At 47.2% G+C, this 23108-nt stretch carries 20 protein-coding genes and 1 pseudogene; 11 read left to right on the top strand and 10 right to left on the bottom strand.

What is annotated here, in order from left to right; translation table 11 throughout:
• Nucleotides 1-347: 347 nt before the first annotated feature.
• Together LN737_RS31190 and LN737_RS31185 are read right to left on the bottom strand one after the other, a co-directional pair.
• Nucleotides 348-1508: an acyltransferase family protein gene (locus LN737_RS31190; protein WP_231780104.1), complete on the bottom strand. Its 1161-nt coding sequence runs from the start codon at nucleotides 1506-1508 to the stop codon at nucleotides 348-350.
• Between the two features lie 85 nt (nucleotides 1509-1593).
• The gene (locus tag LN737_RS31185) at nucleotides 1594-1842 is read right to left on the bottom strand and encodes a hypothetical protein (RefSeq protein ID WP_405520709.1); all 249 of its coding nucleotides are present in this window, start codon (nucleotides 1840-1842) and stop codon (nucleotides 1594-1596) included.
• A gap of 79 nt (nucleotides 1843-1921) precedes the next feature.
• On the opposite strand from LN737_RS31185, the gene LN737_RS31180 reads away from it, so the two are divergent.
• Nucleotides 1922-2056 carry a hypothetical protein gene (locus LN737_RS31180; protein ID WP_405520707.1) on the top strand — a complete coding sequence of 45 codons (135 nt, stop codon included), beginning with the start codon at nucleotides 1922-1924 and terminating at the stop codon, nucleotides 2054-2056.
• Nucleotides 2057-2383: 327 nt separating this feature from the next.
• Here LN737_RS31180 and LN737_RS31175 read toward each other — a convergent pair.
• Nucleotides 2384-2572 (bottom strand): annotated as a pseudogene (locus LN737_RS31175) (glycoside hydrolase); the annotation flags it as partial.
• Between the two features lie 313 nt (nucleotides 2573-2885).
• Here LN737_RS31175 and LN737_RS31170 point away from each other — a divergent pair.
• Complete coding sequence (locus tag LN737_RS31170; protein ID WP_405520706.1) at nucleotides 2886-3314, top strand: DUF5004 domain-containing protein; 429 nt, start codon at nucleotides 2886-2888, stop codon at nucleotides 3312-3314.
• Nucleotides 3315-3957: 643 nt separating this feature from the next.
• Here the strand turns inward: LN737_RS31170 and LN737_RS31165 are convergent.
• Nucleotides 3958-5808, bottom strand: a complete 1851-nt coding sequence (locus LN737_RS31165) for a glycoside hydrolase family 2 protein (protein ID WP_231780102.1) — start codon at nucleotides 5806-5808, stop codon at nucleotides 3958-3960.
• 371 nt (nucleotides 5809-6179) lie between these two features.
• Here LN737_RS31165 and LN737_RS31160 point away from each other — a divergent pair, with 371 nt between their 5' ends.
• A complete protein-coding gene (locus tag LN737_RS31160) occupies nucleotides 6180-6611 on the top strand; it encodes an antitoxin Xre/MbcA/ParS toxin-binding domain-containing protein (RefSeq protein ID WP_231780101.1) in 432 nt (143 codons plus the stop codon).
• Nucleotides 6612-6614: 3 nt separating this feature from the next.
• Complete coding sequence (locus tag LN737_RS31155) at nucleotides 6615-7067, top strand: RES family NAD+ phosphorylase (protein WP_231780100.1); 453 nt, start codon at nucleotides 6615-6617, stop codon at nucleotides 7065-7067.
• A 122-nt stretch (nucleotides 7068-7189) separates the two neighbouring features.
• Here LN737_RS31155 and LN737_RS31150 read toward each other — a convergent pair whose 3' ends face one another.
• From LN737_RS31150 to LN737_RS31140, 3 genes are all read right to left on the bottom strand, one after another.
• Nucleotides 7190-8548 carry a serine hydrolase gene (locus tag LN737_RS31150; protein WP_231780099.1) on the bottom strand — a complete coding sequence of 453 codons (1359 nt, stop codon included), beginning with the start codon at nucleotides 8546-8548 and terminating at the stop codon, nucleotides 7190-7192.
• Nucleotides 8549-8969: 421 nt separating this feature from the next.
• Nucleotides 8970-9722, bottom strand: a complete 753-nt coding sequence (locus LN737_RS31145) for a hypothetical protein (protein WP_231780098.1) — start codon at nucleotides 9720-9722, stop codon at nucleotides 8970-8972.
• A 220-nt stretch (nucleotides 9723-9942) separates the two neighbouring features.
• Complete coding sequence (locus LN737_RS31140) at nucleotides 9943-10074, bottom strand: hypothetical protein (RefSeq protein ID WP_405520702.1); 132 nt, start codon at nucleotides 10072-10074, stop codon at nucleotides 9943-9945.
• Nucleotides 10075-10350: 276 nt separating this feature from the next.
• Here LN737_RS31140 and LN737_RS31135 point away from each other — a divergent pair, with 276 nt between their 5' ends.
• Complete coding sequence (locus tag LN737_RS31135) at nucleotides 10351-11460, top strand: replication initiation protein (protein WP_231780097.1); 1110 nt, start codon at nucleotides 10351-10353, stop codon at nucleotides 11458-11460.
• Nucleotides 11461-12195: 735 nt separating this feature from the next.
• Here the strand turns inward: LN737_RS31135 and LN737_RS31130 are convergent.
• A complete protein-coding gene (locus LN737_RS31130) occupies nucleotides 12196-13737 on the bottom strand; it encodes a PAS domain-containing protein (protein WP_231780096.1) in 1542 nt (513 codons plus the stop codon).
• 725 nt (nucleotides 13738-14462) lie between these two features.
• Here LN737_RS31130 and LN737_RS31125 point away from each other — a divergent pair.
• Complete coding sequence (locus tag LN737_RS31125) at nucleotides 14463-14789, top strand: hypothetical protein (protein WP_405520700.1); 327 nt, start codon at nucleotides 14463-14465, stop codon at nucleotides 14787-14789.
• Nucleotides 14790-15134: 345 nt separating this feature from the next.
• Here the strand turns inward: LN737_RS31125 and LN737_RS31120 are convergent, their stop codons facing one another.
• Together LN737_RS31120 and LN737_RS31115 are read right to left on the bottom strand one after the other, a co-directional pair.
• The gene (locus LN737_RS31120; RefSeq protein WP_231780094.1) at nucleotides 15135-15575 is read right to left on the bottom strand and encodes a response regulator; all 441 of its coding nucleotides are present in this window, start codon (nucleotides 15573-15575) and stop codon (nucleotides 15135-15137) included.
• A gap of 1140 nt (nucleotides 15576-16715) precedes the next feature.
• Nucleotides 16716-17393: a TetR/AcrR family transcriptional regulator gene (locus LN737_RS31115; protein WP_231780093.1), complete on the bottom strand. Its 678-nt coding sequence runs from the start codon at nucleotides 17391-17393 to the stop codon at nucleotides 16716-16718.
• Nucleotides 17394-18621: 1228 nt separating this feature from the next.
• On the opposite strand from LN737_RS31115, the gene LN737_RS31110 reads away from it, so the two are divergent.
• The 5 genes from LN737_RS31110 (at nucleotide 18622) to LN737_RS31090 (ending at nucleotide 23090) form a co-directional block, all read left to right on the top strand.
• A complete protein-coding gene (locus LN737_RS31110; protein WP_231780092.1) occupies nucleotides 18622-19830 on the top strand; it encodes a HAMP domain-containing sensor histidine kinase in 1209 nt (402 codons plus the stop codon).
• A gap of 749 nt (nucleotides 19831-20579) precedes the next feature.
• On the top strand, nucleotides 20580-21431 hold the full coding sequence (locus tag LN737_RS31105) for a hypothetical protein (protein WP_405520697.1): 852 nt from the start codon (nucleotides 20580-20582) through the stop codon (nucleotides 21429-21431).
• An 18-nt stretch (nucleotides 21432-21449) separates the two neighbouring features.
• A complete protein-coding gene (locus LN737_RS31100) occupies nucleotides 21450-21902 on the top strand; it encodes a HEAT repeat domain-containing protein (protein ID WP_231780090.1) in 453 nt (150 codons plus the stop codon).
• Nucleotides 21903-22166: 264 nt separating this feature from the next.
• Entirely contained in the window at nucleotides 22167-22634 is a 468-nt protein-coding gene (locus LN737_RS31095; RefSeq protein ID WP_231780089.1) for an Hsp20/alpha crystallin family protein, read from the top strand.
• A gap of 285 nt (nucleotides 22635-22919) precedes the next feature.
• A complete protein-coding gene (locus LN737_RS31090) occupies nucleotides 22920-23090 on the top strand; it encodes a hypothetical protein (RefSeq protein WP_405520694.1) in 171 nt (56 codons plus the stop codon).
• Nucleotides 23091-23108 lie beyond the last annotated feature (18 nt).

Below are 23108 nucleotides of genomic sequence, written 5' to 3'. Positions count from 1 at the left end.
TGGCTGCTTACTTATTGACGAACCATTGATTCTCAAAATACGCTCCCTCCTGAGACGAGCAGTATCTAATAAGGAAGGCATTTAAATTGAGGATGAAATGGGCCAGATAAAGTTCTGACGAGCATAGGGCAATACTTTTTGCTTCTCATATCCCGACGGACGTAAGTGGCTCCCCTTGCTGGAATTCCTCCAAAATGGAAATTTCACTCGTTAGTGTCCTCATACCACTTGGCTTATTTCTGTAAATCAGGCAAGTGCAGGACATCCCTCAGAGCAGGCACGTGACAAACAAGCCAGCAAGACGCGACAATCCAATTGAGCAGACTCGTCTTGAGCTATTGACTTGTTCATAAAAAGCGGTCTGATGCCGGTTTTGACCCGATTGGATGAGCAGGATGATGAGTATTGAGTACAGGACTTCGTGTGGGTACGTTGCCGTTGAGAAACAAGTCCACCGCCGTGTTCCGTACCAGATAATGATAGCTCAACAAAGCTGTTAGTGCCGTTACCAAAAGGGTAAGGCTAAACTTTACTATGGTTGGCAAGGCTACCTTCGCCAGTAAACCAGGAACCAGCACCACAATCGGCAGATGGATGATGTAGACCCAGTAAGACGATTCCATTAAATAAGTTAATGGGAGGGAATACTGATGGAAGTATTTCTGAAAGAAAGCAATAAAACCAAAAACGAATAGCGCACTGGAAAGCGCAGCGAAGACCATCTGGACGTAGTGCACCCCGGTGAGTTGAGGCCAGGGGGCTAACCTGGCCACCAAAAACAGCATAGCAGCCACCACTAACTGGCTGATTGGATATACGGTCAGTTTGGCCAGCGTATTCGTCTGGTAAATCATCCATCCTAAGCCATAAAAACAAAAATAGGTAACAAACACATCAGGCGCTATAAGCCAAGTCAATTTAGTCGGAATATGGGCGACGCCCATCCCGCAAAAACAGCCAAAGATCAACAGGGTTAACAGCAACAGACGTAACCCTGGGTTTCGCAGTACATAATCAGTTTCTCGCATGAAGGTTAGCGTAAAAACAGTATCCCGTTTGATGAGCCGGGCCAGTAGCCAACTGAGTAAGCTACAGCCCATCAGATATTCCAAGAACCACAGATGACCCACGTTATGCGGTAAAAACGTAGCTGAACAAAGGCCATTTACCGTGTCGGTCAGCGGCGCAGGAGCTGCTGCGAAGGCCAGTCCAGTAAACTGAAAGGCGGTCATCCATAAGGGATGAACCAGGAGTACACCCACCAAGAACGGTAGAAGAATCCGCTTGACTCGGTTGCTTAGCATGGCTTTTGGTCCCTTCTTGGTCAGCAGCAGGGCTCCTAGATAGCCCGCCGTCACAAAGAAAACAGGCATTCGGAAACAATGCAGAACGTCCACAAGCACCCCATAGATTAGTTGGTTATCCGGTGATTTGATGGGCCAGACGGGGCCATAATCGGTGCTGCTGTAGGTGGTAGAGGTATGAATAACAATTCCTAAAAGCATCATAATAGCCCGTAGCGCATCCAGCGAGTAAATTCGTTCGGCCTTCAGGGGGGAGATACCGTTGATAGCATAATGATTGACAATTAATTTAGTGAACGTGTGGGTGTTGAGCGCTTCTGCTGCCCTTATAAGGGTAGGATACGGCTAACCGCAGTTCCTGCGAAAATCCCCTGTCGGGCTGAGTCCCCCAGGCAGGCTTAGCACTTGCAGCGCCCGTTTCGATTAATTCAGCCCCTTCATCCTCAATGCCCGTTATCCTTACCTGCTTAATCAGGGCGTGTTTTCTTTGTATGATTCCCCGCTCAAGAAGTATGGATAGTGCCGGTGAAGCGTCCATGGATCGTGGGCGTCACCAGTAGTGCAAAACTAAAGAAGCCACTGGTAAGCAAGCGCTCGTGGGTGTATGAATTGACGGCTTGCTGTCGTCAAGTGGCCCTTCTGGTGACTGGATTGACGACCAGCAGCAACGGACGAAGGAGATTGGCCTTCAAAACGTATTAGGTGCGTCGGTGGCTCAGCATCCTGGCGCTGCTTGCCCTTATGGTGGCTAGTCCCATTGCCTGGTATGCTATGCCTATCGAATAGCGATCGAGTGGTGGGTATTCGTTTAAACCAATCTACTGGCTCTTGGCACGGCTCTGGCAACCCATAGTTTTCAAAGGCGTCAAAGCGGCTTTGGTCAATCCCGTGCAGGCCATACGAAGCGAATAGGCTCACCAACCATTGATTAGGAGCGTTAAATGCGAATGGATAGACGCGATTTATTTGTTCTCATTTAACGCTCGTTAACAGCGTTACCAGCTCTCAGCCATGAACAGACTGATGAAGTGAGTAATACAGCAGTCGATCATCACATCTTCGATGGGCCTATGACCCCCTTAGGGAGCCCTAAAATTCCAATTCGAATGATCGCTGTTAAAATCAAATTCTGCCAGGGTCGGTGTGCTATCTCCAGAAGATGCCAGCGCTAGATTCCTCCCCGATTTCGGTACGATCTTAGGCAGAATTCGGTAAGTGCCATCCATCAGTTGATCGATTCGCCATAACTGTTCTGGTGCGCCGGTAAAGAACCACTTATTGAGTGAACTACTTAATCCCGGTGCCACCTTGTTAACAAGCTCGTCCATGTATGGACGAGCTTGTGCAGGTTCAAAATTTCCACCGATCCTTCCTGACGGTCTACCGCTCTCGAAAAAAACGAACCGTTCACGAAAGGTTTCGCGGTTGGCCTCGCTTAATGTCGCATTTTTTCTCCCCTAACCCATCAGAAAAAATCAGTTCCTGCTGGTTTAGGATACCAAAACTAACGACAACCGTTTACTTTGACAGTTTATGAAATCGCATTCTATTTCAACGGCTTTCCACTGTATCATTTTCTTTATGCTCCTAGTGACGGGATGCTCTAAAAAGAAGGACCCAACGCCGACAGTGGACCTCACGGGCAAGTGGGAGATGGTTGCCTTTGTCGTTGATCCACCCCTGGCCGACGGCACCCGCGATTACCTGGCTTATCTTCGTCTGATTTTTTCCTACAACTGTTCCGACATAACCTTTTACTATACGTTTAACAGTGATCATACGTTCTCGGAAACCGACGAAAGCAAATGCATGTCGGGAAACACCACGGATGAATTAGTCACCGGGAAGTGGGCCGTGACGGGGACCAAACTGACCTTGACATCCGACGCGGGTACAGCCCAAGATATCAGTATGGACTACCAGCCAGGCGGAACGGGTAATTACACCCAACTAATCCTAACCTGGACAAATGCCGGCCAAAACTTTAAAGTGACGTTAAATAAGGTGTAAATTTTGGTTATTAGGCCTTAGTCTACTGTCACACCGGTTTAGAACCGGTGCAATGTATCCAGTTTATAACTTGCACAGGCTTTATTTACTTTAAATTAATAAGTGTTTCTTTTTTCATGTTAAGAAATCTTTGATAATAAAGAGCTAACACGCCTGCCTTCCCAATTTTACTCAGCTCTATTCAACTAGGCAAGCGATTGAAGTAAGACGTCCTTTTTAAGCGTTTACCAACCCCCTCACCGGTAAACGTCTTCCTTTGTTTGATTATCTCAGGATGCGTTACTTACCTTATCTAACGCTCAACCTGCAAGGCAGCTTAACATCCTTACCACTTCTGAATCTATTGAAAACCATACCGCCTTTAATCGGCTATCCATGAAAGGAACGGGTAACCTTTTTGTGGACACACCGTCAAAGGGGTTTATCCTCATAATTTGTGAAGTCTCTTCAAACCCTCCAAAATGAGACCAACTACGTTTCTCGGTAGGGGCATCTGGAAGGGCCATTTCAGAATACGGCTTTGACAAAAATTACATGACACCACTTCGCCGGAAATAGCTAACGACCAATCAGAGGGGCTATAAGCTCATTCCCAGACCGAACCGGCTCAGCTAAGCGCTGCTTGATGCTAGCGGGTGATCGGTTAGAATAGGTATCCGACCAGGCTATTCTTTTTTGGTGCCAGCGTCGAACCCGCCTGAATGACGGCCTGATTGACGGCTCGAATTCGATCCGTGTCCATCTTTTCTACTTCTCGATCATAGGTCAGCACCCCGTTTACTTCGTGTTCAACGTCGGTGGTTTGGGTGTAAATCGCTACGCTCAGCCCCCGGTAGCGCATCAATTGTTCTACCTGATCTAGCAGCATAACGTAGCGGTCGGTCAGAGCGGTTTTCGTCGGCTCATAGGCGTAGGCATTGTTCTCAACGGGCCACATGTGCCCCCGTACAAACAAACCCACGCCCCCAAATTCACCCAGCGAAGCCGCCCGTTTTTCGTCGGGTTCCGAGGCTTTATACGGACCCACATAAATGTGGGTATCCACAAAATCACCGTTCTTGGGATCGCCGTAGGCTGTTTGATAAGTCGGATTGTTGTTGAACCCTGAATTACCATTGACCAGTCGGGAGGGATCATACCGTTTGACCCAGTCCGTGATAGTAGCTACATCGAAAGCGCCCCAGTTTTCATTAAAGGGCACCCAAGCAATGATCGATGGTGAGTTGTAATGGTCGTCCAGGACGGCTTTCAGCTCGCTGCGAAACCGGGTCCGGGTGACCAAGGTGTCTTCGTTGGGATACCAGATGGCGGGCATATCCTGCCACACCAGCAGCCCCAGCTTATCCGCCCAGTAATAGAACCGCTGGGGCTCGGTTTTCATGTGCTTGCGGATGAGGTTGTAGCCTGCTTTTTTGGTATACTCAATATCGAATTTGAGAGCCTCTTCGGTTGGCGCAGTCAAAATGCCATCGGGCCAGTAGCCCTGGTCGAGCAGGCCAAGCTGCATGACAAATTGCCCATTGAGCAACGGTCGGACGACACCATTGACCTTGCCCAATTGAACATCGCGCATGCCCGCGTAGCTCATCACCTCATCCCATACCTGCCCATTGGGTGCGGTCAGGGTAAGTTTTAGCTCATACAGAAACGGAGAATCTGGCGACCAGGGTTTAGGGTTGGCAAGGGGGACCGAGAAAGCCGTTCCGGCCCTTCCCTCAGCCCGTGCTACTTCCGTTTTCCCTTCCAGCACGACGGCCGTAATTTGACCCGCCTCACGGGTACTGACCTCCAATTTGAGTTGCTTACCCGCCAGGTTCGGCAGCAGCCGCACGGCCTGGATGTAGTTGTCGCTGACCGGTTCAAGCCATACCGTTTGCCAGATGCCGGAGGTAAATGTATAATCCCCCCGGGGCCCGTTTTTTCCCGAAGGGGTGCGGCCGTCATTTAAATCATAGGCGGCCACCACCAGGTTGTTGACGCCTGCTACCAGCAAGGGGGTGATGTTGAACGAAAAGGCATCATAACCGCCGGCGTGGCTGCCCATTTTCTGGCCGTTGACAAAAACGGTAGCCATGTGATCGACGGCCTCAAAGTGTAACAAAATTTGCTTGCCTTTCCAGGCAGCGGGCAGGCTGAACGTACGCTGATACCACATGTTGATTTCCTGCTTCCGGTGGATACCTGACAGCACTGATTCCGGACAAAAGGGCACCCGTATTTTTTGGGTCGTCGCCGGGAAGGGGAGTGGGTTGGTGGGGTTGTTAGCCGATGCGACCGCTGGGCCACCCTGGTAATTCCAGGTACCGTTCAAACAAAGCCACTGGCTCCGCTGCAGCTGGGGTCGGGGGTATTCAGCCAGAGGTATTGGGGCGGCTAGGGCAGCTTTCGTCCAGCGGGTTGGCAACTCGGCGATCTGAGCCTGAGCATCTTGCGTGGCGCAAACAAAGTAGATCAAAAGCAGAGAGATAACGGTGAAGCGATGGTGTTTTAACATAAGCGACTTGGCGCAAGGGGAATGGGTGTACTTTGTCAGCCAAAAGTAGGCAGCCAACGCTGAAAACCGAAAAGGCATCCGGTGATTTGAGTGTTACTGCTGTGCGGATCCGTTTTGTAGCCCAGCGACGGTCATGGAGCTGGATGACAATGGCTCAAACCAGTTTGACTGGTGGTTACTGGCTATAATATCATCCTAAAGATTCTTCATCGCAGTTAACGCTGGTTTTAGTATCTGTTCAGTAATAGGGCAATGCGGCTCAATTCATAGCGTGCGTATTTTGATGCGTTGAATTATTTGTAAAGTGAAATTGTTCCTCTTGCTGAAGGTAAAATTGCCTAATTTTGCGTTAATGCTAAAAGAAACATACGATGAAACGAGCGCCATCACCCGAAAACCTTCTACTCAGAGATGTGCCTGGCCACATCAATGATAGCGAAATCCTTTCCCTGCTCTATACCAGGGATGTTAACTGGCAGCACGTCAATGCCATTAAGACCTTAACCGAGTTTAACGACACTATTATTTCGGACTGGCTGAATGTGAGCGTTAAAACCTTTCGCGAATACAAAAAGCCGCCAACGACCTTTAAGGAAAATGTCAAGGAACAGGTCTTACTGCTGTTAGCCCTGATTAAGCATGGCATTGCCGTATTTGGCTCGGTAAAAGCATTCGACCAGTGGCTCAACCAGTCCAACTTTTATTTTGACAACAAGAGCCCCAATGCCTATTTAAATACAATCACGGGCATAAAATTTGTCGATGATCGGTTGACGGCCCTGGAATACGGCGATAATGTGTAGGGGATGGAAGTATTTCGAATTAGTAAAGAGGTTTATGCGCAAAGCTTGCGTTCATCAGGAAGTGCGAATCGGTGGAATACCAAAGGACAGCAAGTTATTTATACGGGTGCATCGCGTTCTCTATCCTCACTGGAGCTGGTCGTTCACCGGGGAGCCATTCAGCCCACTTCCACCTATAAGGTGATGGTAATCTCTATCGCCGATGATGATTATCTGATGCGGACAGTTCAACTCAAAGAACTGCCTGCCAACTGGCGGACCCTGGGGGGTTATGCTGCTTTACAAACGATTGGGTCCAACTGGTACACCAGCCAGGAAAGTCTGATTTTGAAGGTTCCCTCCGCGATCATCATCTACGAGTACAACTACATAATCAATACCGAGCATCCAGACTTCGGTCAGCATGTTCAGTTGGTCAGAATCGAGGACTATTTTTGGGATTCCCGGCTTCTTTAGGGACTAATGAGGGGGCTACCAGCCAATTCAAATGATAGCCTAAAATACTTTACATATACATGAAGTACACTTCATGTATATGCTTCAAAAATAGGACATTTCGTGAGCTATCGTTTTGAATTTTAATCACTTTTTCTCTTCCCTATACGCGTATTGCCATTCATCTTAAGCAGCATCCGATCCACACGTCCAGATGAATCCTTTTCAAACCAGATGCGGATGCTTTCCTGTAGCTGATCAAAAAAATGAGTCTTATCTTCTGCCACCAGCACCGATCGAGGCCCATTAACTGGGTAGGCTATTAATTGACCATCTTCCACCTTCACCTGGATGACCAGGTGTGGTTCACTTAGTTCGTAGGTTCCTCTATAAGACATCAAGATCGATTCCGGCAGGCTAATCGATCGTTTCTGAACAGGTAGCTCATAGGGCTGCTCATAAAGGACGGCCAGCAAGCCCTTGGTCAATTCAGCCAGCGCGGGCGTCTCAATATTGGCCAGCAAAATGATACACACATCATCGGCTGGCAGGCGAGCGATGTTACTCCGGAAACCGAAAATACCTCCGCTGTGACTAACAACCCGCTGCCCATACACCGTATCGATCATCCAGCCCAAGCCGTATTGATGGCGAATAGGCCGATAGGCTTCCGTTTGTAAGCTAGCACTGATGATCTGATGACGCTGTAAGCCCTGATGAAAGCGGTAGAGGTCCTCAACCGTGGAATAGAGCGAACCGGCCGAAAAAGAGACGGACGAATCAACAATCGGGGCTTGCTGCGTGTACTCTTTACCCGTTTGGGCGTAATAACCAGTGGCCCGCTTGTCAGGGTTTACCTGGCTAAAATCAAAACCACTCTGTGTCATTTGTAAGGGTTTCAATACATACGTACTGAGCGCTTGTTGATAGCTCATCTGGGTGACCTTCTGGATAATATAGCCCAGCAGCGAATAGCCAGAATTACTGTACTTCCAATCCGTTCCAGGCGAAAAGTCCAAGGGCTTATTCTGGAACAGGGCCAGCATGTTAGCTTCCGTGGCAGGCTTGCTGGCTTGCTGGAGCATAAACTCCCGATCCTGAGTATAGTTATAGATGCCAGCGGTATGAGCCAACAGGTCCTGGAGGGAGATACTATCTCCATGCGGATACTGGGGATAAAATTGACTAAGCTTATCGTGTAGGGTTAATTTTTTGAGTTCGACCAATTTTAACACCAGTGTTGCGGTCAATGTTTTGGTGATTGACGCAATTTGGAAGATGGTTTGGGGCTGGTTCGTTGCGTTCAATTTACGGTCTCTAAAGCCATAGCCTTTTTTGAGTAGGATCTCTCCCTGACGACTCACCAGAACAGATCCGTTGAATTCATTGACATTGCGATACGCCTGCATTAATTCATCGAGCTTATGGGCCTTCGATTGGCCGAATGCATTCAGTGAACAGACAAAAAGGATTAGGGTATATACGTTACGAAGTGGGCTCATCAGCTGATTGGTTTGTTTGCTATTTACTTAATCCCTCACTAGGTAGTTAGACGATTTAGCACCGCAATAAGGTGTATTGCCTGGTACTTTGTTATACAAGATATGTGAACGGTTTAATTCCATTGTAAATGGTTCATCTCACAAAACCCTCCTCAAATTGAGACTACTGTATTTTCCTCTTTAATTGTGGTAAACGACGGAGCCGCCCGACCGTAAGTTATCCGCTTGGGTGGCCCCGTCCGTTTGGCAAACTACCCTACTTTCTAACCTTTAATGCTACAAATTGAAAAGCTGGTGAGACTATAGGTCTCTATACTTATAGGAACATACAGCTATATACTTAAAGGCCTATATTCCTATAGGTCTTTAGTAGAGTGCAAGACAATTTGTGCGTGTCAAGACTTTCCAATCACTTTAGTCACTATAACTTATCCTTTTCGCGCAGATATAAGGTTGTTACCCCCTGGCGGAGTTTGATGGGATAGGTGGTTAACTCCCGATCAATCACCTTCTGATCATGAGGCACGGACTCGTTGATATACTCGGGATCAATGAAAATGATGTTAAGCCGTTCATGCACGGGGTGGCCTACCCGTTCGGTATGTTTCAGCAGGTGCTCACTGCTGGTGGATGTTTTCGTGGTTATCGCTCCCGTCAATTCATCTTTTTCGAAATACCGATAAGTACAATACCAGTAGTAGTATTTATGATAGTAATTCGAAAAGCAGGCCTGATACGCATCGGGCTGTTGGCGAATCGTACGCAGCAATTCGTCGGTCTGCTGGAGTTCTCGCTGCTGGCTACTACTAAGTTGCTGCATGAGTGATCGATTAAGCAGTTCATCCCGATAGTTTTTAATGTGCTGCACCACATCCTGATGGGTTACCTGTCGTTCGATGGAGTATTTGTGTTTATAAAAGAAGGAAACGGAAATGGCTGGCTTGTCGTAGTTCACCAACTTGAGATTTTTTAGGGGCTTGCCCGGACGATTGTAGGCTTTATATTCGGTCATGAATTGCCGGGGCACAAAGTAGTACTCCAACTGTTGATCAGCCGGGGGTAGATTGCTGACTTGGTTAACCAGCGGATCTAGGTGAATGGCCTGCTTGTTAAGCACCAGACGTAGGCCTTCCAGAGGTGCCTCTTCATTTCGATTGATCGGTTTTTTAGCCACTATTACAAGCTTAAAATGTAGAATCCCTTTATTTACTATAAAAGTAAATAAAGGGATTCTAACTTCCAAGTTTCTCTTTTCCCCTTTTACCAAAAAAATTCTGCTTGATCCTTTATCATTTTTATCAACTTTATTTTGATTGATTTAGATGTGCGTAACTATCACTTTATCAATAGTTTACCACGGAAAAAACGAGGTTTAGGCGGTGCAAAAACGAGGTTTAGGCGGGATAGGGTAGGGGAAAAGCGAGGTTTGGGTGGTCGAAAAACGAGGTTTGGGTGGTCGAAAAACGAGGCTTGAGCGGAGCGACATTTAGAAAAACGAGGTTTAGGCGGGGCAGGAGAACAGTCATAAGAACCGAGGTGAAGGGCTTACTTATAGGGAGGATATATACTGTTTTCACCCTTATTGTCCGACAAAAACACATATAATATAATCTGGATTGACAAGAAAAACGAGGTTTAGGCGGTGTAAAAACGAGGTTCAAGAGGGGGTGAATACCAGTAAAACGAGGTTTAGGCAGTGCTGATGATCCAAAATAATTGGACAAAACGAGTTTGCATAAAAGAACTGGTTTTTATACATTTGACCAGCTCTTAGCTGACAGTCACTCACTTAGCTTCCCATTATGCAATCCGACCCAAATGATCAGTTTGCTCCCCTTTTCACCAAGCGGCCAACCAATTATCAACCGAATTTATTTACCGAGTCCAAGCAGGAGTTTACGGAATTGGAAAAGAAAATTGTCGTCCTAGTTGTCAATCAGATCGGGCATATGACGCTAAAAGGTGAGATAAAAGAGAAAGCAAACGTTGTCTTTACAATTCCATTTGCTGAATTAACCCGGGATCATCATAAACAGATCGCTGATGCGGCCGAATCGCTCCAATCCAAACGGCTAATTTATCGCAATGACGCCAAAGGCAAATTTGATTTTATTACGCCCTTTCCGCGCGTTCGCTCCGAAGTAATTGACGGAAAGCGTGTGATTGAACTCACGATGTTTGCCGATGTGGTACCCCATTTTGCCGAGTTAGGCCAGCGGTATACCAAATACGATATCGATGTTATGCTATCGCTTTCATCCGTGTATGCCCAGCGCATGTTCGAGATTGTCAGTATGTATCATAACCGGGGGCAGCAGGAATTTTCCTATTCCGTGGAACGCTTAATGATGATGCTGAACTGTCCGAGTCGATATACATTTAATGACTTCAAAAAGAACGCGCTGGAAGTGGCTCAACGTGAACTGCAGCAAAAGGCTAATTTGGTTCTGGAATGGTCGCCCGCTAAAAAAGAAGGTAAAAAAATCGTTGAATTACTCTTTCGAGTCAAAACGCCCCAGCAGTTGGCCGCTGAAGCAGTCAGCCACGACCAGCGCAGGGTTAATAACATGTCCATCAATGAGGCCTACACAACAGCTTGGCAGTTGATGAAAAATTATAAGCTCAAAGGCTTTCAGAAAGACCATATTCTGGCCGACCTTACTTTACTGGACACTTTTTTCCGCATTGATTCTGAGTTAGCAAATGGCGTGCGCCAAAACGTAAAAAACCCAACCGCCTATTTAGTCAAATCCTTAGGTATTGACCAGCTAAAAGATCCCAAGCCCAAAGCCAAGAAACAACCCAATACGCCACAGTCTACACTGTCTCTCTTTCCGCAAGGGCCAACTCTGCGCTCGGGATCAGCTAAATCAATTGGCGCTATTTTTGGCGATATGATTATGAATGAGTAGCTCATTCTCTGATCCACGAATGGGCAAGATGTTGGCTACTTATTTCGATAGAAGGCGCTAGCAAGTACAAAACTTAGCCAAGAATTATATCAGGATTAACTTGTAAACTTGTCAATTAGTTAGCTAAGTAACAAGTTTACAAGTTTACAAATAAATTTATGAAATTGTTGACTTTGCTAGCCGATCTTGAACCTTCACTAATCCATTTAGACTAAAGTGTTGTTTATTAGACGTTAAAATGCTATTTATATTGGATATTTTTTGTTGTATAACTTTCATTATGTTAACTTACCTGTATAACAAAACCCCCTATTGCCTGACTGGCTTTTAATTTTAGAAGCTTCAGCTCGTCTTTTTGATGCGAGGCCGTTTGGGTCTGGCAGGCTTAGTAGCTGGTGAGAAAGTTAGTTTGTTGGGCTGGGGTAAAGTTGGTTTGTGAGTATCCATCTTGTGGGGTATAGTCAATTGATCCAACCGCATTTCAAGCGGTAGAGTTTACAGTAATAAGGGTGTGGCGACGGGGGTTTACTCGTAATTGAACGATGGGCAAATTCTTTTCTAAGGGGGCGTTTGCCATTGCGGTACGCAGCTGCGGCTCGTAAAATACGTCACTTACTTATAATTCCGTGTAACTCGAATTGAGCATTATGTGAGAACGGGCGTTTTTGTAAATGAGGGTATTTAGAAAAAGGAATATCCAACTAGATCGAACGAAATACGTACTAATGTATTAAGCTACGCCGGTAGGTAGATTGTAAAGGTGGCCCCTTGACCAGGTTGGCTGGTGGCCGTAATGACACCGCCATGATTGGCGACAACCTTTTCACAGATGGCCAAACCAATACCCGTACCCGCATACTCACTTTTGCCATGTAGCCGCTGAAACACCTGGAATATGCGGTCGGCGTGATTTTCATCGAAACCGATACCATCATCAATGACGGCTATTTGGTGATAAGCTATTGACGATCGGCCAGGTTTGACCCCAGCGGGCAACTTCTCAACAGCCAGCAAGCCCGCCTTAATGTCAATCAGGGGCTGTTGGCCGGGACGACGGAACTTCAAAGCGTTGCTCAGCAGGTTTTGAAAGAGCTGGTTTAACTGCGAGGCATCACCGACAACAGTAGGCAGTAAACCAACCCGGATTTGGGCGCTTAACTCATCCACTTGAAATTCCAGGGTGGTCAGCACACCCTCCACCACGGTTTGCAGGGAGACGGGTTTACTGGCCTCCTGTTGAGTGGAGAGGCGAGAGAAGTCCAGCAGATCTTTGATCAGCGTGGACATCCGGCTGGCCCCCGATTGCATTCGATCTAAATACAATAGGCTCTCCTCGGTTAAGTCAGCCTGCCGCGTTTTCAGCAAATTGCCGAACTGCTGAATCTTGCGCAAGGGTTCCTGCAAATCATGGCTGGCAATGAAGGCAAACTGTTGCAAGCTCTCGTTGGAGCGTTGCAGCTCATGATTGGCCACCTGCAACTGGTGTGTTTGCTGCGCGACGCGTTGTTCAAGTAGTTCACTCGTTAGTTTATGGTGGGTAATGTCAACCACCATGCCCACAAAGCGGGTTGCCACTCCCTGCTGGTCAAAATAAGCCTGACCCTGGGCCCGAACCCAGCGTAACTGGCCATCGGTTAAGCCGATGGTGCGGTACTCGATCGAATAAAAACCTTCCTGATGACCTTGCAGAGCCGCTTGAACCACTGAGTCGGTTCGCTGCCGATCATCGGGATGCACCCCTTGCAAAAACAGCGGATAACTGACGCTGGCCTGGGGCGGTAAGCCAAACAGGGCTTTACATTGATTTGACCAGATCAGCTCGCCCGTGGCGGGGTTCAGGTCCCAAGTGCCCAGCTCGTTCGATTCGATAGCCATTTGCAACCGCTGCTGGGTGATCTTTAACTCATGAATATCGGTGACCGTGCCGAAGAAGCCTAAAAAGGTTCCCCGGTCGTTAAAGCGGGGGCGGCCCGTATCTTTCATCCAGCGGTAGGTGCCGTCGGCGGCCCGTAGCCGATAGTCCAGAGCGAAGGTTTGCTGCGCCTGATTGGCCGTCAGGAATATGTCGCCTGACATCTTCGCATCGTCGGGATGGACAGCGGTCAACCAGCCCAAACCCAACGCCTCAGCTGCGCTTTGGCCGGTGTAGTCATACCAGCGCTGGTTGAGAAACACACAGGTCGCGTCGGGTTGGGTGACCCAAACCATCACGGGCAAATCGTCAGCCAGGAGCAGGAGCTGGTCTAATTTAGATTGGTCAGGTAAAGCAGATGGCATGATAGAACGCTTTAAAGGACGCAAAGGTCGTTTGTTTCGAGCATATCCGGGGCACTAGTAGGCTAGAAGTCCCCATCCTGGTAAAGATCTTCGCCTGGATAAAGAACTGTCTGGCGAAAGCGATCGGTGTCCGTTGAGTTTAATGGCTCTAGGACGCACAACGTGGCTGCCAGGTGCAACGGGTAAGGTGATTTTCCAGGGTAAAACTAGTCTATAAACCTATTCAATTATAAGGGCTCTCGATCTATACTCACGAACGCCTATTCGTCTCAACTTGCGGAGCCTTTTAAGCGACACGTACTTGGATAGCTAAAACCGATTTGTTGACTCAGTGAAGTCAGCCTGTAGCTCAAGCAATTGACACCCAATAGATGGAAACTATATAAGTAGTTCTGAGCACTCGGCTTCTTCTTGCTTAAATAAAGGCAAGTATGAACGCTATCCACTATAGCCTATTTTTTCTTTTGGTCAGTGCTGGATGTACCAGGCTACCTAGCCTGCCTGCAAGTAGTCCATTCAATGTGACCAGTAGGCTTAACGATTCCACCTGGTATGGTACTGGAGAACTCTTGCGTATTAAGGAACCGACCCAACAGTTTAAGCAGGTTCGGCAGTTGAACCTGCTAGTCTATACCGATATTGATTATCCAGGTATGGGGAGTGGGCCAAATCCTAACACGACTACGGGGTGCGTTAACGGGGAGTGTACCCGGACCCAGATCTTGATGATTTATACTATTCCCTTCAAAAAAGGGCGCACCACCCTAGCCAAGCTAAATAAACGTAACCCTATCAAAAATGAACAAGCCAACCTTTCGTATGTGGGCAATTCGGGTGGCTTAGCGAAACGCTATATCGACCAGGGAGCCAAGCCTAATTGGATCAGGGTTACGAAGATCGATCAGGCAACCGGTGTAGTAGAAGGGCGCTTTGCTCTTTCTTTTAAAGAAGATATGACTGTCTACAACCGGCTAGAGAACGGTATGCCAGAGACGGCCCAGTTCAGGGGTGGCTTGTTCCATATTAAAGTCAAAGATGTAGTTTTGAAATAGTGAAGATAATCCTGCTTTTCTAAAACAATCTGTATCGCTTTGCGAACGCTTCTAGTATCGACTATACCCGGGCCTATGCCATCGCTTATATTCCTTCTAGCTGAGCACACTATTAAATAGAATCTGCTTCGTCTCAGGTAGGAGCCTTTTATGAGATCACTTCTTACTTTTCCAGACGAATATTACTTAACTTTTTGTCCTGGGGACCGATTCCAGTAAAAGCTAACAAGTCCACCCGCTTGTAGGTGATGATTTTGTTACCTACTACCCCACACCAATAGTCGTGGAACTCGCACCTGTTTGCAGAATAAGTTAGCTAAACGACTTAGCCACTTCAAGCCTTGGCTAAGTCTCATTAGTAAACCAAACGGGAACACTTCGTACCGTGTGTTTCCAGTACAAGCTTAGCGTAGAGAGGTATTGTTTCCACCCTTGTAAGTCAGCAGGTTTGGTGCTGTAACTAGCGGCTCCCAGCATAGTTGTGTCCACCACATTGGTGTCCGAATCACGGCTTGTCAGTATGATCACTGGCAGACGGCTTGTCTGATCATCGTATCGTAAGCTGGCCAGAATATCCACCCCATCTTTGGACTCGTTCAGATCCAGATCCAGCAATATCAGGCGGGGGCCATAGCCGGATAACTGCTGAAAATACCGCTCCAATTGTGAGGAGGTGTGCACCTGCAAAAAGCGCGCTTCGGGGAAGGTCTCTTTAGCCGCATAGGCCAGTATGTCTACCAAAGTGTGATCATCATCCACCAGTAGTATTAAGAAATTATCGCTCATGCCACAAAGTAGTTACGGATTCTAAAAGTAGGTATTATATGACTACTTTCTCTATGGATTAATGATAACTTTATAAAATAATTTAGCTTGTTTGTTTTATCAAACCGATAATCTGGCAACTGGCAGGTGAAGGTTCACCAAAATAAGGGAACTTGTCTGGAACCGGGTTGACCCCTTGACCAACTTGGTATGATACAGCCTAAGCGGATGTGGTATTACTCAAACAGGTCAACTTTAACACTTTGATAGTCTGACTAAACGCCCTTGCTCAGGGGTTATAAACCAGCATGGCAACCCATCGTTGAAGAGGGGATGGTGAAAAGCTTACTTCGCAAATGGTTTCTTGATGAACCATTTGCGGTCCCCTAAAGGCGAAGCGGCGTTAGGCGAGGCCAGCGTATTTCTCAACCAGCCGATGAATGTAGCTAAATAGTCCACCTTATTCCTACTTAATATAAAAAGGAAAGGTCGTTCACTGGAAGCCCGCTCGTCACATAACGACAAACACAGTCCGAATAATGGGATCAATTCGGTGAGGCGGGGGAGTCCTTTAGAAGATTCATATTATTCTTTAAGGCAAAACGAGGCTAAAATGAAATCACCACTAAATGAAGCATAATCCCTGAAGAACATCATTCGTTTACCTTCTACAGTCTTTTTCTAGTTATCCGGCAATTCTCACCGATAACCGGGGAGTACCGTTAGTTCATCCAAAAGTATACCCCAATGGCACCCAAGGGGTGACTTTATATAAGCGAAAAATTACTAAGTAATTCTAAGTACTCATCCTAGCGTATCCAGATGTGTTCCACTATTGATCAGCTTCAACCCGGGACGTATTCCTATTCTTACCCTACATTTATAGTTGAGTCCCGACAGCTAACGTTTCACTTTTTTACGCCCGATTAGCAAAAAGCATTAGTTAGTCACCCCAGCCACCCCAACTTCAAAGCCCCTGAACTGGTCTCTATTGACTGGTTTAAAGTGATCCGGATGCACTGCCCAAAAAACCGAGTCGAAAAGCACCAGCTTATTGCCCTACTGGAAACGATTGGCATCGGTCGGTAGACCTGATGGTCTTTTCTTTAGGGTTGTCGCTTTTAGGAGCTGGCTTCGTGCGTATTCTTGATGTGAACCCAATTACCATTGAGTGGCTGATTCAGGCCTGGCATTCAGCTGTAGGTGAGCGGTTGGAGAATGGATTGCCGATTGAGCGAAAGCCTGGCAAATTACCTCGACGGCCTGCTCGATTCGCTGCCAGCCTGCTTCGCTCCGTAGATCCAGACCAATCACCGGCCGGTCCAGTTGGGCCTGAATCGTCAGGTAGGATAAACCGCCTACTAAAATAGCGGCAGCCGCCTGATAATCATCCCCTTTAATGAAGGCAACTTCCTCAACTAGCTTGCTGAGCTCACTGTCCACAGATTTATTCACCGCATCGGCCAGCGTATCGTTAGTGTTTACCGTCGCCTGAAGAATAGCGCGCGCCGGGCGGCTAGCCCGGTACTGGCGAAACAGGCGCAGGGCCTGAGTGGACCAGGCCGGAGCCAGCTCTCTGGGGTGTGCGGGCTGAAACTGAGCTAGAAAGGCTGATGAGGGGTGGGCTACCATTCGCCCTTGGCTGATGTAGTAGGCTAGCAAGCCTTCGATATTGCCAAAATAGCGGTAGATAAGCACTTTACTGACAGCGGCTCTTTTGGCCAGGGCCGTGATGCTTACGCCCTGCAGGCCCTCCTCAGCGAGAATTTGTTCCAGGGCATCGGTAACGCGTTGACTGGTAGCGGCGCGATCCCGTTTGATAAACTGACTAGTCTCCAATCGGTTAGAAGCTAAAATGGTTGCTCATGGCTTAGTTTAAAGCCATAAAGTGGTACAGTACACAATAAACCTAAAGAATAGCAATGAGTTTGCTGAACATGAGTCAAGTTCAAAATCGAGCTAGCTGCCGTTGGTGTTAACAGGTAGTTGGCCACGCTTCCTATCCTTAACGAATACCAAAAAATAAATATAGGCTAATTTGTAGATATATGATGTTGCTACATTAAATGTAACTAGTATGTTTGTAAGTAAAATTCCCTATTAACAATATGGTTTACTAAGTGCCGTAGCTTAACTTAACGTAAAGGTGAGGGGTCTTGTTTCTGCCAAAACCAGAAACTTGATCCCTCTTTTGTTGACTGGCCCTCAACAAGGATTTTTACTTACTATATGGAGCGATAAACTCAAGAATTGTTTTGCCGGTGACAAGCACTTGACCTTGAATAGCGTTACGGTTAAAGCACCTGATATACCGCTTCGGCAATTAATCCAAGTGAAGAGCTATGAAGCAGTCTGGAATTCTCTATTCACGGCTAGTCGAACTCTCATCGTCTCATTGGGGAGCATTATTTGAGATCGGAAACTGAAAGTTCCCATTTTAGTTGAGTATCCAATCGAGTAGGCGAGTTAGGTTGATCTTACTCATGGTTTTCGGTCTTTATCCGAAGTTAGTATGGTCCAGTATACATCGCGAACAATCTTTTGAGATTGATCGCTTTCGCCAAACGTGCAGCCCCTTGACTGCATATACTTGCACTCATGGCTGTAAAAACCGGCATTCCTTAACAACATCGCCTACTGACATAACTTTGGGTAGAGCATGCTTGCCCTGAACTTCTCAGGAAACAATCTTGGTGAATACCTGAGCCGTTGGTGGCCAAGCTTTACCCCAGATGAAGAGTAAACACAAAATTACGCCTACCCGTAGCGTGACAAGATTCATAGAAAGTCAGTTGTAAACTACTAAAAGTGAGCTAGTAGGACAGAAAGTCGCTTGATAGGCTAGGAAGCCGGTATGTCGATTCTTCACATCTGCCCAGTTAAAATTATTACTCATTTATATAAGTTACTATATTTGACCATAAATAAGTAAATAGTTACTCAATAAACACATTCATTTACTACTAACTCAGCCAAAAGCTGACTACAACGTATCATTCGCCATTCAGCCCCAAACTTGTTACTAGCACACAACCGGTTATGCACTGAGCGATTTGACCTGAAAACTATGTATCCTTTACCTGACAATGAGTGGCAACGGGTTATTGATCTGGCCGACTACGATTTGGACTTTTCGGCCCTCCAGGATACGTTTAAAGACCTGACTAAACTAGCGGCCAAAGTCACTGGCACGGATATCTCACTCATTAACCTGATCGATTCCTATACCCAGTGGAGCATTGCCAGTCACGGGCTGGATTTAGTGTCGATGCCCCGGGAAGACTCCGTCTGCCAATACACCATCCTGCAACCCGACAGCCTGGAGGTGAAAGACTTACAACTTGATCAACGCTTTGCTCAACAATGGTATGTCGCCGACGACCCCCATTTGCGCTATTACTTTGGGATACCCCTCAAATCGAGCCAGGGTACGCACCTGGGCGCTCTTTGCGTACTGGATCCCAAAAGCAAAGAACTTGATCCGGAGAAAATCGAGTTACTCCACATCATTGCGGCTGAAGTGGTGAGTCGATTAAACATCATCCGCGAAGTGGCGTATCTCAAACGTCAGGCCACCGAACTCGAAGAGTCAAAAAAACGGGTGGCTCATGACATTCGAGGGCCTTTAGGCGGCATTATCAGCATGGCCCAGTTGGTGACCAGCAGCGGGTCTACTATTAAGTTACATGAGATACTGGAGCTCATCGAGGTGATGCAACACAGCAGCAAATCGCTACTTGACCTGGCTGACGAAATTCTGGTTAATGATGACAAATGGCACCATCGCAAGCAGGACTCGGTAAGCCATGAGGTCTTTCACCAGGCCCGATTTAAGGAAATGCTGGAAAAGCTCTATGCTCCCCAAGCCCGAGCGAAGGGCATTGATTTGTCGGTTTCGACGGATGCCACCACGGAGTTGCTCCCCTTTTCCCGCAACAAAGTTTTGCAAATTGCGGGTAATTTAATCTCGAATGCCCTCAAATTCACGCCCCAACAGGGGTGGGTTCGGGTCAGCACTAAATTAACGGATGAGGGCACCTACAACCTGTTAAGCTTAGTCGTGGAAGATTCGGGTCAGGGGATGGCCAGTGACAAGGTAGCGGCTATCTTGAAGGGGGAGGGCACGTCCAGTCATGGGACCGCCGGGGAGTCAGGCTATGGGTTTGGGCTTCCTTTAGTAAAGCATTTAGTGGAGACTTTAAACGGCCAACTCAGGGTAGGCTCAACCCCGGGTCATGGTAGCTGCTTTGAGGTGAGCTTACGCCAGCCCAAATGACGTTGATGCTGAGCAGGGAATGGGCTCAGGGTAAGTCATTGAATGACTCGGATACCCCTGGTTAGATTGAACAAATAATGTAGTTACCATAAGACATCCGAGCCAGGGTAGCTTTACTCGTGTTTATTTCCCTACCTCACCCTCTGATAGGGGTACAGAAGCGTTACCTGACTTTGGGTCCGTTTCGCAACGGCAAAGCGAAGGCTGCGTTGAGGATTGGTCAAGTGATACCCCCTAGACGCAGCTTGAAGTCGACTAGATTGCACCGTATGTAGCCTCGAAGTAGGGAATGTTAGTGGACACACAGCGTACATCGATGCTTCTGCGTAAAGCCGCTTTAGCGAAGTTGGTCCATGTAACTCCCTATGTCTCTTTTGAGGGAGGGTTTAGGATGACAATGTACACGTTAGTTACAAGGACGTTTCAACTAAAATCTACGATAGAAACAGCAGCCAAAACCGTACGATAAATATTTCATTAGTAGGCGATTTTCGTTTGTACATTAAGTAACCCTACACTTCCTTAAGCGTGTATTTAGTTTGAATCGCGTCATCTTTTCCTTCTAGTGTATTGACTATGTGGCTTCTCGCCCATTCCAATAAAAATTAAACTAAAATGAACAGGATATGCTTCAACAAAACAATTGGCGCTTTTGTACTAAGTGCGGTATAATATTCTTCGATGGGCTTCCCGGCAAAGGTGTTTGTCCTGCTGGCGGTTCTCATGAAGCCGCTGGCTTCATTTATAAAATGTTACATGAGCCCGAACTGCCAACTGTACAGCGCGATTGGCGTTTCTGTACCAAGTGCGGGGTCATGTTTTTTGACGGCTTTCCCGGTAAAGGTGTTTGTCCCGCTGGCGGAAGTCACGAAGCGGCCGGGTTTGCTTATGGTATCGAGCACGACCGACCTTTAATCCCAACGACGCAAGATGACTGGCGATTTTGCAGTAAGTGTGGTGAGTTGTTTTTCGATGGTTTACCGGGTAAAGGCGTTTGCCCCGCCGGTGGAGGACACCTTCGGGCAAAAGACTCATTAAATTATTTTCTGGTACATAGTGCCGAAGTGCCTGGTCCGACCCTGACTGTTCACATCAAGCTTCTTACAAACCCCACCCAATTTTCTGTGGATGAAATGTTTACCGAGATGCGTAATATATATAGCCGTGTGGGCATCGACGTTGTGCACGGCTCCACAGAAACACTAAATAAAGATCTGCCCGATATAACTACTCTGAACGACATCGACACAGGAAGCTGTGTAAGAGGAAATCCCTCAGACGAGCAAATTGCTTTAAGCAATTTTAGAAATGAGGCCGCCACCAATGATATTGTTGTCTATATGTGCCGGTCGGTATCGCAGGACAGTGGTTCACTAAACGGTTGTGCCTCCTCTCCTGCAGGCCGACCTATGGCCGTAGTAGCCTCGTATGCCACTCTTTACACAATGGCGCATGAAGTGGGGCACGTGTTAGGTCTTGAGCACGTAGATGACAACAACCGATTGATGACTGGTAATGGAACAGCTGGCATCACCAATCCCCCACCGGACTTAATTCAAACGGAGGTTGAAACCATGCTGTCTAGTAACCTAACTGTATAACCGATCAACTTACCCATTATGGCCATTCCAAAAGCAGAGCTTATCAAAATGATAAATCTGGATGAACCAGATTATCAGTCAATCGTTAAGAAGCTGTCAACAGATGATATTCCAACCCTGGTGGAATTGTCAAACGATCCTGACCCAGCCATTGCCACCAAAGCCATCAGTTGTTTAGGACTTATGCAGAGCGAAAAAGCTCTAGCTGGATTAGTGGAAATTGTCAAGCACCCCGATGCGGTAAGACGAGTAGCCGTGGCGAACTCGTTAAAGAATATGACCAGCGAAGAAGGCGTTGTTCCCTTATTGAATAAGCTGCTTGATGATCACGATATAGGCGTAAAGAAGTTTGCTCTTAAGACGGTAGAGTCGGGCAATTTATCACCCTTGAAGGAAAAAGTTCGTCAAATGCAACAAGAGGCCAACACCACTCTGAAAGCTTTGGCTCAACAAGTTTTGCAAAAGTTATAATTGCTGACATAGGCCCGCAAGCGGAGCCAGCACAGCAATTGGCGTTATCTGTTCAGCAACAGCGCAGCCTGGAGCGTGAAGAAGGCCGTGGCCTAAGGATGGGTTTGTAAGCCGAGTCCTGTCGAGATGACCCATGAACCAGGATGAAAAATGTCATTTTGTCATTTTCTGAGGCAGGCAAAACAGGCATCAGCCCTTTGGCACAAGACTTGTTTAGGGGCTTTCTGACACGGTTTTATGTTAAACCTTAAACTTCTTACAAGTATGTCACTGGTTAAATTCAATGGAAACGGACAACTGCCCTCTCTACTGGATGAAGTCATGGGCAGAGACATGGACGAGTTTTTTAACTTCAACCGCAACTGGCCCGGTATTACCCGCTCCCAGGTAGGAACGCTCGTTCCCGCGGTCAACATCAAGGAAGATAGTGAAGGCTATCAGATCGATGTAGCTGCTCCCGGTCTGAAAAAAGAGCACTTCAATCTGAGTCTGCACAACGGCAAGCTGACGGTCTCCACCCAGCAGCAAGACCAGCACGACGAGAAAAATGAGCAGGGGCAGTACACCAAACGCGAGTTTAGTTATCATGCCTTTTCGCGCTCGTTCTGGTTACCCGACTCCTGTGATCAAGAGCAGATCCAGGCTCGGTATGAGGCTGGCATTTTGCACATTGTGTTGCCTAAAAAGGAAGAAGCTAAACCCAAAGCTCCGACTCAAATCCAAATTAACTAAGTAGTGTTTAAATCTATCTAAAGAGGGGGTGATTCACGATGTCACCCCCTCTTTTTTATCCCGCTAACGAAGACTATTTAACGGGGCGTTGTCAAAAGAATGTTTGTAGTATAAGAAAACAACAAGATCTGCCACGTAACGGCATGAAAAGTAATGCCTGTCTTATTTGAATTTACCCCTAAAAAAGCTCCCATGTTTGGTAGATTTTTTTATCGTCAATGGAGGGTTTAAAGAGATGCACCACTAACAAGTAACCCCGTTTTGAGTTACCTTTTAAACTAATCAATGGAAACGCATGAAGAACATGTCGATAACCTTTCTACTGGCGGGGGCTGTATTGGGCCTGCTTTTAGTTGTCACGGTAAACCAGGCCCGTACCAACCTGAACCGATCGCTGAAGGCTACGTAGTTGAGCGGACCGGGACGGGGGTGGAGCGCCAATGCGATGCCGAGTAGGCAATTCCTCACTTGACT

It is taken from the genome of Spirosoma sp. KNUC1025, from assembly GCF_045160025.1.
Taxonomy (GTDB): domain Bacteria; phylum Bacteroidota; class Bacteroidia; order Cytophagales; family Spirosomataceae; genus Spirosoma.
The sequence above is the reverse complement of the archived record's forward strand: the minus strand, read 5'-3'. Positions and strand labels throughout refer to the sequence as shown.

Coding starts and splice junctions, on each gene's coding strand:
- LN737_RS31190 (WP_231780104.1), bottom strand. CDS start 1,508: ATGATGCTTTTAGGAATTGTTATTCATACCTCTACCACCTACAGCAGC.
- LN737_RS31185 (WP_405520709.1), bottom strand. CDS start 1,842: ATGGACGCTTCACCGGCACTATCCATACTTCTTGAGCGGGGAATCATA.
- LN737_RS31170 (WP_405520706.1), top strand. CDS start 2,886: ATGCTCCTAGTGACGGGATGCTCTAAAAAGAAGGACCCAACGCCGACA.
- LN737_RS31165 (WP_231780102.1), bottom strand. CDS start 5,808: ATGTTAAAACACCATCGCTTCACCGTTATCTCTCTGCTTTTGATCTAC.
- LN737_RS31160 (WP_231780101.1), top strand. CDS start 6,180: ATGAAACGAGCGCCATCACCCGAAAACCTTCTACTCAGAGATGTGCCT.
- LN737_RS31155 (WP_231780100.1), top strand. CDS start 6,615: ATGGAAGTATTTCGAATTAGTAAAGAGGTTTATGCGCAAAGCTTGCGT.
- LN737_RS31150 (WP_231780099.1), bottom strand. CDS start 8,548: ATGAGCCCACTTCGTAACGTATATACCCTAATCCTTTTTGTCTGTTCA.
- LN737_RS31140 (WP_405520702.1), bottom strand. CDS start 10,074: ATGACTGTTCTCCTGCCCCGCCTAAACCTCGTTTTTCTAAATGTCGCT.
- LN737_RS31135 (WP_231780097.1), top strand. CDS start 10,351: ATGCAATCCGACCCAAATGATCAGTTTGCTCCCCTTTTCACCAAGCGG.
- LN737_RS31130 (WP_231780096.1), bottom strand. CDS start 13,737: ATGCCATCTGCTTTACCTGACCAATCTAAATTAGACCAGCTCCTGCTC.
- LN737_RS31125 (WP_405520700.1), top strand. CDS start 14,463: ATGATTTATACTATTCCCTTCAAAAAAGGGCGCACCACCCTAGCCAAG.
- LN737_RS31120 (WP_231780094.1), bottom strand. CDS start 15,575: ATGAGCGATAATTTCTTAATACTACTGGTGGATGATGATCACACTTTG.
- LN737_RS31110 (WP_231780092.1), top strand. CDS start 18,622: ATGTATCCTTTACCTGACAATGAGTGGCAACGGGTTATTGATCTGGCC.
- LN737_RS31105 (WP_405520697.1), top strand. CDS start 20,580: ATGTTACATGAGCCCGAACTGCCAACTGTACAGCGCGATTGGCGTTTC.
- LN737_RS31100 (WP_231780090.1), top strand. CDS start 21,450: ATGGCCATTCCAAAAGCAGAGCTTATCAAAATGATAAATCTGGATGAA.
- LN737_RS31095 (WP_231780089.1), top strand. CDS start 22,167: ATGTCACTGGTTAAATTCAATGGAAACGGACAACTGCCCTCTCTACTG.
- LN737_RS31090 (WP_405520694.1), top strand. CDS start 22,920: ATGGAAACGCATGAAGAACATGTCGATAACCTTTCTACTGGCGGGGGC.